The organism is Marinomonas arctica, assembly GCF_003259225.1.
In the GTDB taxonomy this organism is placed as follows: domain Bacteria; phylum Pseudomonadota; class Gammaproteobacteria; order Pseudomonadales; family Marinomonadaceae; genus Marinomonas; species Marinomonas arctica.
Genome location: NZ_QHJF01000044.1, coordinates 22,640 through 32,121, shown reverse-complemented (window position 1 = coordinate 32,121; position 9,482 = coordinate 22,640). Strand labels below are relative to the sequence as shown.

The 9,482-nt window shown below is 43.2% G+C and carries 7 protein-coding genes; 1 reads left to right on the top strand and 6 read right to left on the bottom strand.

Going from position 1 to position 9,482, the window contains the following annotated elements; all coding sequences use genetic code 11:
* Positions 1–156 precede the first annotated feature (156 nt).
* Complete coding sequence (locus DK187_RS19940; RefSeq protein ID WP_111609060.1) at positions 157–1,209, top strand: T6SS phospholipase effector Tle1-like catalytic domain-containing protein; 1,053 nt, start codon at positions 157–159, stop codon at positions 1,207–1,209.
* Between the two features lie 324 nt (positions 1,210–1,533).
* Here DK187_RS19940 and DK187_RS19935 read toward each other — a convergent pair whose 3' ends face one another.
* From DK187_RS19935 to asnB, 6 genes are all read right to left on the bottom strand, one after another.
* Complete coding sequence (locus DK187_RS19935; protein ID WP_111609059.1) at positions 1,534–1,962, bottom strand: hypothetical protein; 429 nt, start codon at positions 1,960–1,962, stop codon at positions 1,534–1,536.
* 67 nt (positions 1,963–2,029) lie between these two features.
* Positions 2,030–3,355 (bottom strand): exopolysaccharide biosynthesis polyprenyl glycosylphosphotransferase, encoded by a 1,326-nt coding sequence (locus DK187_RS19930; RefSeq protein ID WP_111609058.1) that lies wholly within the window; start codon positions 3,353–3,355, stop codon positions 2,030–2,032.
* Between the two features lie 109 nt (positions 3,356–3,464).
* Complete coding sequence (locus DK187_RS19925; protein WP_111609057.1) at positions 3,465–4,916, bottom strand: phosphomannomutase; 1,452 nt, start codon at positions 4,914–4,916, stop codon at positions 3,465–3,467.
* A 94-nt stretch (positions 4,917–5,010) separates the two neighbouring features.
* On the bottom strand, positions 5,011–6,408 hold the full coding sequence (locus tag DK187_RS19920; protein WP_111609056.1) for a mannose-1-phosphate guanylyltransferase/mannose-6-phosphate isomerase: 1,398 nt from the start codon (positions 6,406–6,408) through the stop codon (positions 5,011–5,013).
* Positions 6,405–7,535 carry a glycosyltransferase family 4 protein gene (locus DK187_RS19915; RefSeq protein ID WP_111609055.1) on the bottom strand — a complete coding sequence of 377 codons (1,131 nt, stop codon included), beginning with the start codon at positions 7,533–7,535 and terminating at the stop codon, positions 6,405–6,407. Before DK187_RS19915 ends, DK187_RS19920 begins: the two co-directional genes overlap by 4 nt.
* On the bottom strand, positions 7,532–9,442 hold the full coding sequence (gene asnB, locus DK187_RS19910) for an asparagine synthase (glutamine-hydrolyzing) (protein WP_111609054.1): 1,911 nt from the start codon (positions 9,440–9,442) through the stop codon (positions 7,532–7,534). Before asnB ends, DK187_RS19915 begins: the two co-directional genes overlap by 4 nt.
* Positions 9,443–9,482: the final 40 nt, after the last annotated feature.

Here is a 9,482-nt window from a genome sequence, read left to right as displayed (position 1 = left end):
CACACAACATCCCGTAGGTCAGATGAGACGAGGCACGAGGCGTAATCTGACGCACGAGGCAAAACATAATCCCTCAAACACCACACCGACAAAAAACCATGTTATGCTACCCCAACCATCAGGAAGATGGGTTCATAACCACAAGGAGGACACACAATGTCGACATTATTTTTTCATTTCGATGGCACAGACAATAGCCCAAATGACGCCTACGCACCAGAACACAGCGTTTCGAGCATCACCAACGTATTAAAATCTCACCTGCTACTGGGTGGTCGCGTAAAAAACCACATAGACACAACGCCCACACACCTCCCCCATCGCAGCTTTTACTACGCTGGCATCGGCACCTACGGCCATTGGCTGGAACAAAAAATCAACGCAGCGTTTGCCATTGAATCCGGCCACGTAGCCACCATTTTAAACCGCGCCTTAAACGACTTCAAACACCATTATAGCCGCTCTACGCGCCACATTGTCTTAATAGGTTTTAGCCGAGGCGCGGCCTTAGCAAGACGCTTTGCCGCGCTCATCACCCCACTCATTGATCGCCCTATCATCATAGAAGCCGTCATCGACACCGTCGCTTCCATAGGCTGGCCAAATTTAGACACCCGCCAACGCCCGCAAAGCGACGTGGTATTTGAACATGGACACACACTGCCAGACGGCGTGCACCGCGCCTTACACCTGGCCGCTTTAGACGAGCAACGACTCGCTTTTCGTCCCACATTGATCAACCACGATGGAAGAGCACTCGAAATCTGGCTAGCAGGAGTACATTCAGACATTGGCGGTGGCTACCGCAAAGATGGCATAGGAGACATAGTATTACGTCTCTTAATAGACTGGATCGAACAACAAACCAAACAACACACTTACCAAAAAGCGCGCCTAGCAAAAAGTCAGCCGCCTCACTGGCAACCACTGCTCACCATAGAGCCCAAACACCTAGGCAAAATACACTACCAACAACGCAACCTAAACATCTGGCGCGACCTCACCCTCGCCCCACGGCACTGCTGCGTACTGGAAAACGACCAACCCAACCACACACTCTCACCCCACTGGCATCACAGCGTCACCCAACGCATCCACAGCAACATCGGCTACTTCCCCATCGCCCACTGCCCAACACCCGCCACACTCTGGCACCACGCTTCACCCCGTAGGTCTTGTAGGTCAGATGAGACAAGGTACGAGGCGTAATCTGACGCACGAACCGTGATCCCACATTCCCAACCAACATCACCAACGGCACATTACGCTGCGCTCATGATGTCCTACGAAAACACAATACAAACCAAAAAAAATCACCCGTAGGCCTGATGAGCCTAGGCGTTATCAGGCGATAAAGGAGGAGGGAGGTACGACCGTTATCCGGCGTTGGGTGATGATGAACACAGCTTTTATTTTCAAGTAAGCATCTTCGTTTCTCGATTCATCCGGCCTACGGGTGATTGGTTTTGTAGGTCGTAATTCTTTGTGACGATGGTGCTATGTTTTCTTATCGTGCTTTAGCGCAACAAAATATCAATGAAAAATGTCTTCTATTTTCTCGGCGAAGAGAAGTCGTTCTGACCATTCCAGTAGGGTTTCAGCATAGGCTTTTTCAATCCGCTCACGGTATGCCGCCACTACGTCAACACCGTATTTGCATGCCATCAGTCGCAGCATTATAGCCGCTTCCCCTGCTGCATTCCTTTCTAAATTCCAAAACGCCTCTGCACTGGTGACGTAAGGCATTTTTTTAGACTCCTCTAGTTGATATACTGATTCTAGGAACTGGCGCTCCAAAACATCTGGCAAACGGATCATCCAATCAATAACCTGGAACAATTCTAATATAACATCACGCTCATAACTCCGCTCGTACATGAATTGCACTAGCTGAAACTTACATACTTGACGTTCTTCGGCTCTTTCATACCGATCAAACAGTCTGTAGTCTAGGATACACATACATACGCTCAGCAAAATCCCGCTCTGCACTTCCGCATGGATAACACCATGCCACAGTCTCGCCTACTTACAACCCTTTACGTCCCAACACCACCAACACGGTACGAATAAGCGTTTCGATTTCCAGCCAAATACTCCAGTGCTTGATATAATACAAATCGTACATGAGCTTTTGACGAGCATCTTCTGTGTTCGCGCCATAGGGATACAAAACCTGCGCCCAACCAGAAATGCCAGGACGTACTAAGTGGCGTTCATGGTAATAGGGTATGTCTTTCTCATAACCCTCAACCAAAATATCCCACTCTGTGCGAGGACCAAACAAATGCATATCACCAACAAACACGTTCCACAATTGCGGTAGTTCATCGATACGGGTACGTCGCATTGTATTGCCAAATGGAAAAATACGCGGATCTTCTTCCTGAGTATAAGGGTTAAAAACAGAATTCTCGTGCATACTGCGAAACTTAATCGCCTGAAAGTTCTTACCGTTTAAACCAACACGTGACTGCTTAAACAAAATAGCACCAGGTGACTCTTGTCTGATTTTATATATAGCATAGAGCATCACAGGCGAGGTGAATACAGCGAGGCTTAAACAAACAAAGATATCAACAATACGCTTAATTAAATAATTAACACGATTATATGATCGTATGCTCTCCAAATAACCTAGCTCTGTAGAGTCGTAAGATATATAGCATTTACGCAGAAAGCTTTCCATAAAATGATGCAATGCTAAAAGTTGAACGCCCTTTAAATCAAGGTGGGTAAGTTCTCTTACCAAACGAGGCTCTGCTTTTTTATCTAAGTTGATAACCAAAAAGTCAGGCGATATTGTTTCAACCTTGGCACGCAACACAGCTTCGTCATACTCATCAATAGTATGCAACCGAATATTATGCCTGTCCAACTGAGCGAGTTCGAACGCATTAAAGCAATAACCTTTACCTAATACTAAAATCTCGGTCCGCCCATTTTGGGTGGATCGACTTTTGTAGTTAATTAGCAACTTAAAAGACAAAATAACAAACGGTGTTAATACAACCCATACCAATATCACAGAGCGAGCAAGGCTGAGTACAGCTGCGTTAAGGTAAGCAATAAAGATTAATAATAGTACATTAAATGCCCACGTTTTGAAGACAATCTCAATCTTTTTTGCAATTGAACGTTCAGCGTAGCGGCTGTATCCACCTAACAATTGAGTGAAGACGACAAAAAATAAACCAGCCATGATACCAAGCCAAGTATAAGGCTCTTTCCACGGTTGGATACTAAAGAAAAAATGCACCAAAGATAGCATTGTGAAGGGGACACATAAATCCACAAGACGATACGACCACAATACACGAATTGACTGATAGCGGGGAATGTATTTTTCTGTCACACCAAACCTACTTAGAAATCATTGAAATATATAATTGTGCATTAGATATAATTTTTAACACTAAAGACTAAGTGTAAATAATAGATACCTCAAAGACAATGCTCACACTTTAACTTGCTTGAACATATTTCAAAGCTAGATCAACAATCTGCTTCGAACGATTTATTTCTGATGACTCTGCATAACAGCGTAACTCAGGCGCATTACCAGAGGGTCTAAGATGAACGATTTCCTGATTACTTAGGTGAATACGCAGTCCGTCGGTTTCATCAATAGTGTCAATATTGGGTTCCACAGCGCCAGTTGCTTCCAAAAAGCATTGCATCTGCTGGCTATCCTCTTTTAGCTGTTTAATTAACGTCTGACTAAATTCGATCGGAACCTGTTGAATACGGTCACTATAAGTATAACGAGCAGGCAAACCGTCTACCAATTGGCTAATTGCTAAACCGTCTTGGGCGGACTGACAAAGCACAGCCAAAATAGGTAGTACTGCATCACGGGTAGGCAAGGCATTTAGCATACCTAGCCCACACGGCATGTCATTATCCACTAAAAAGCCGCCATTGGCTTCGTAGCCAACAACCTTGGGGCTATCAGTAGTCAACGTAGCTTGTAACGCGAACGCTTGCATCGCTTCTATAACATAAGGAGAGCCAATTCGCGTACGCTTAGTAAACATATTGGGATTAACCAGCTCCAAGGCGGTATTAGCATTCACAGGTGTAGCGACGTGGGTGGCTTGTAAGAAACGCGCCACTAAAATACCCACAACATCACCACGCAACCAAAGACCATTTTCATCGCTTATTAAAGGGCGATCTGCATCCCCATCGGTGGATACAATGGCGTCTAATTCCCATTCTTTCGACCAAACAAAGGCTTTTAACTGATCGGCTTCTGAAACGGCTTCCGTATCAATCGGCACAAACGTATCTGTACGATCCAGACTAATTACCTCAGCACCCAGTTGTTTTAATACGGACGTAATAAGGTCACGGCCAACACCAGAATGCTCATATAAACCGATGCGCTTACCCTCTAAGACAGTCGATGAAAACAAATCCGTATAACGTTTTTGATATAAAAAGCTGGCGGCTAAATCGACTTGCGGCAACTTAGCCAAACAAAAATCGCTACTACGTTTGCTTACTGGCGCATTTTGGATGCTAAGCTCATCCGCTTTGGTAATTTCACCGGTTGAGGTATAAAACTTAAAGCCGTTACGGTCAAACGGTATATGACTACCCGTAATCATGATGCTTGGCATGCCGTTTTGCATAGCAAAATACGCCAATGCTGGGGTAGGTAAGGCCCCACAAAAAACAACGTCTATATTTAAATCTTGAGCGGCTTTTATCATAGCACAGGCAATGTCTGGGCTACTGGGGCGCAAATCGATACCCACAGCCACCTGCGTGGCGTCTGAACATATTTTTTGCAAGAAGGCTTGGGCATAGGCATAGCACAGTTTAGATGTCAGGTTTTCCACTAACGCTCTTACACCACTGGTACCAAAAGCCACGTTTTGCTCTATGCTAAGCTCTTTCAGGGTCGTCATAACCAATGCACTCTATTCATCTATTTAATAAAATAACGAAAAAAACAAAACGAGGCACAGACCTCGTTTTGTCTAAAATCATACTCGCAATGATTTAGCGACCATAACGATCGCTAAAACGCACAATGTCATCTTCCCCTAAGTAACTTCCAGATTGCACTTCAATCAACTCTAATGGAATTTTACCTGGGTTTTCTAAAGCATGAACCACGCCAACAGGAATATAGGTAGATTCATTCTCGGTTAATAGTATTTCACGCTCACCGTTTTGTACTTTGGCTGTACCGGATACGACCACCCAATGCTCAGCACGATGGTGGTGCATTTGCACACTTAACTTCTCACCCGGTTTTACCATGATACGTTTCACCTGATGACGATCACCAAGATCAACCGTTTGATAAGTGCCCCAAGGGCGATGCACTGTGGTATGGTGCATGTGTTCTTGGCGACCTTCAGCTTTGATACGACTGACGATTTTTTTGACATCTTGTGACTGGTCTTTATCCATGATCAATACAGCATCGGCGGTTTCAATCACCACTAGGTTATTCACCCCAACGGTCGCCACCAAACGAGACTCAGCACGAATCAAGGAATTTGTCGTCGATTCCGCCATCACGTCACCAACTAGTACATTGTGGTTACTGTCTTTGTCGCTGTAGTCATGCAAAGCATTCCACGCACCAATGTCGCTCCAATCGCCAGCGTAAGGCACAACTTTGGCATTTTTTGTTGTTTCCATAACCGCATAGTCAATGGATTCGCTCGGACACGCAGTAAACACTTCGGCACCGATACGAATAAAATCCAAATCTTCGGTACGATTACCATAGGCAGACGCTACTGCAGCATAGATATCTGGGCGGTATTGTTTAAGTTCAGCAAGGTATTGACTAGTTTGAAACAAAAACATACCGCTATTCCAAAGATAGTTGCCACTTTCTAAATAAGATTGCGCGGTGGCTAAATCTGGCTTCTCAACGAATTTTTCTACGCAAGCATCTTGTCCTGCTTTAATGTAGCCGTAGCCAGTTTCAGCACGGGTTGGTTTGATACCAAAGGTGACTAAGCCGCCGGCTTTCGCAAGCACTTTGGCTTGCTCAATGGCTTTTTCAAACGCTGCAGTATTACGAATCACATGATCGGCAGGAAGAACCAACATCAAAGAGTCTTCGTTATCTGATTGCAACACTTCAAAAGCGGCTAATGCCACAGCAGGGGCGGTATTGCGCCCTACTGGCTCCAGCATAACTTTAGCACCCTTTACACCCATATCCTGAAGCTGCTGAGCAATTAAAAAACGATGATCGTCATTACACACCACAATCGGCGGCTGAACATTAAGATGACTCATTCTTGCCAAGGTTTGTTGCAATAAAGAAGACAAAGAATCCGTGAGATTCAAACACTGCTTAGGAAAGTGCTCACGGGATAAAGGCCAAAGGCGGCTACCAACACCGCCAGACAACACAACAGGGCAAATTTTCATTTATCATCCTTTAAAGTTAACTCTGCATATATTTCTAAATGGCGGTTGACAACTGTTTCGATACTAAATTCAGCTTCAGCAAGCTTACGACCAGCTAATCCCATTGATTTTCGCAAATCAGGATTATTAATGAGGCTCTCAATCGCATCCGCCAATGCAACCGAATCTTTTATTGATACCAATACTCCCGTATCAGGCTCTATGGCGTCTCGACAGCCTGGATGATCAGTGGTGACTACAGCACGACCACATGCCGCGGCCTCTATCAATACTTTAGGCAGTCCTTCACCATAATAGGAAGGCAGAGACACTATGTTAGATTGAGAAAAAAGATCAGCTATGTCAGTTCGATAACCAAGGCACTCAACTAGTCCAGCTGCTTGCCATTGATCAAGCTGATCTTGTGTTACCGTATTGCTATTGCCAGGATCTGGATCACCAATTAACCAAAAACGAGCTTTAGTACCACGCGCCTTTAATAACCGCGAAGCTTCTACAAACTCCATAACGCCTTTGTCCTTTAACAATCTTGCCGCGAAAGAAATAATTGGCAAACCGTCTGGTTCCGGTAGGTATGGATAAACCGATAAATCAGCACCTGCACCACGTATCATACGAGACTTTTTAAACTGCAACACCCCCCAATTAACTAACAGATCACGATCATTAGTATTTTGAAAAATAGCAGCTTGGTTGTTATGCCCAAAGGCATAACGATACATTGGATAAAGAATAGCTCTTATTACCTTATTTTTTAAACCTTGCGCCGAAAACAAAATACCTAAACCAGCAACTGCAGAAACAACTGAAGGAACATTCGCTGAACGTGCTGCAATACCGCCATACAAATAGGGCTTAATCGTAACCAAATGGACTAAATCTGGTTGTATTTTTTTAAATAGACGGTGCAAAGCAAAAATCGTAGACAGTTCAGCAAGAGGATTCATGCCTTTACGCGACATTTCAACAGAATGATAGTTAAAACCAGCTTCAGAAAGTTCAACCGGGCACTCACCCGGCGCAATAATATGTACCTCATTACCTCTAGCAAGCAGAGCTAAACCAATTGGCTTGCGATGCGATAGAAAGTAAGCTGCATTATTAACAACAAAAACTATTTTATTCATTTATTTTTCTCAAGCCATAATTGGAACATTAGAACGCTCCACAACTGTGATGACCAATCTCGTTTACCCGATAAATGTTCCCGCCATTTTTTTTGAACTAACTCAGACGACAAAAACCCTTCATTATCAATACGATCAGAATCCAGCAAAACATTAGCCCATTCTCTTAGGGGCCCCCTCAACCATTCTGCGACGGGTAAACTAAACCCCTTCTTTGGTCTTTCAATTAATTTTTTGGGAACATAACGATATAGTACTTCTCGTAAAATCCACTTCCCCATTCCATCTCGGTATTTCAAATGCATCGGCAAACTAGCAGCAAACTCGGCGATACGATGGTCTAATAAAGGAACCCGCCCTTCTAATGAGCACGCCATCGTAGCACGATCTGTTTTCACTAAAACATCGTCCATTAGATAAGATTGCTTATCCCACAACATCATTTTTTCTAAGTCATTAAGATGGGAAAGTTCTGTTAAGTCAGACAAAAACGGTAATTTCTCAGCCGCAGTATTTTTAACCAAAGGCTCATCTAGATCCCAGTTGGAGACAACCCGTGTATAAAGGTCTTCAATATCTCTTGCCTTTAAAGCTTGGGCACCTTTTTGAATTTTATTGCCTAAATTTGGTAATCTGGTATTCAAACCTAAAGCTTTGCTTAGAACATCCCAAGAAGATGGTGAAAGAGTCAACAGAAACACTGAAAGTATTTTTCGGATTGGAAAGGGAATTTTTTTTAATTTCGACCAGACTTTAGCAGTGTAATGATAACGATTATAGCCACAAAACAGTTCATCACCACCATCGCCAGATAAACACACTGTGACCTCTTTTTTAGCCAGTTGCGAAACTAGAAACGTAGGCACCTGAGAGGCGTCTGCAAAAGGTTCATCATACATGATAGGTAACTGATTAATAACCGCTAAAACATCTTCAGCGGAGACAATTAATTCTACATGATCTGTACCTAAGTACTTAGCAACGTCTGCTGCTTCACTCGCCTCATTAAAATCTACTTGATCAAACCCAATCGTAAAAGTTTTGACCGGACGAGTAGACATGGATTGCAAAATACCTACCACAGTAGACGAATCTATCCCTCCAGATAAGAAAGCACCTAGTGGAACATCTGACAAGGCTTGATCTTGAATAGAATTCCTAATTAAGTCATCTAATTTATCAACGGCATCATTATCGGTAAAGTTTTGTTGTGGTAAAGTATGACTGACATCCCAAAATGTCTGCTTAGAGATTAATTGACCTGTATTAGAAAAGATCGCAATAATCCCCGGTTCTAATTTAAAGATATCTTCATAGATAGATAAGGGAGTTGGTATATAATTCAAACGAAAAAAATACGATAGTGCCTCACGATTAATTTTTCCTTCGAAACTAGGATGAGATTTAAGGGCTTTTAACTCAGAAGAAAATAAGAAAGTACCATCTTGCCAACCATAATAAAGAGGCTTCTCACCAAATCGATCTCGAATCAATACTAACTGCTTAAGTTCTTTGTCCCATAAGACGATAGCAAACATACCCACACATTTTTGTATGGTCTGTTCTATTCCCCACATTTCAAAACCTGCCAGCAAGGTTTCGGTATCTGAATGTCCGTTCCAATCACCTGATGCAATGTCGAACAGTTCTTTACGAAGTACTAAATGGTTGTATATTTCACCATTAAAAATCATAACGTAGCGCTCAGATTTTGAATGCATAGGCTGATGACCCGCTGAACTTAAATCCTGTATTGACAATCGTGCATGCGCTAGATAGACGCCAATCTCCTCATCAATCCAAAGACCACGATCATTCGGTCCACGATGATTAATGCTTTCAACCATGGAGGTTAAACAGTCAACCTGCGATGAGCGCTTGCTGATAAAGCCCGTTATACCACACATCAATAAAAACCTCTTTTTGTATAAAACATTTTTTTAATGC

Coding starts and splice junctions, on each gene's coding strand:
- DK187_RS19940 (WP_111609060.1), top strand. CDS start 157: ATGTCGACATTATTTTTTCATTTCGATGGCACAGACAATAGCCCAAAT.
- DK187_RS19935 (WP_111609059.1), bottom strand. CDS start 1,962: ATGTGTATCCTAGACTACAGACTGTTTGATCGGTATGAAAGAGCCGAA.
- DK187_RS19925 (WP_111609057.1), bottom strand. CDS start 4,916: ATGACGACCCTGAAAGAGCTTAGCATAGAGCAAAACGTGGCTTTTGGT.
- DK187_RS19920 (WP_111609056.1), bottom strand. CDS start 6,408: ATGAAAATTTGCCCTGTTGTGTTGTCTGGCGGTGTTGGTAGCCGCCTT.
- DK187_RS19915 (WP_111609055.1), bottom strand. CDS start 7,535: ATGAATAAAATAGTTTTTGTTGTTAATAATGCAGCTTACTTTCTATCG.
- asnB (WP_111609054.1), bottom strand. CDS start 9,442: ATGTGTGGTATAACGGGCTTTATCAGCAAGCGCTCATCGCAGGTTGAC.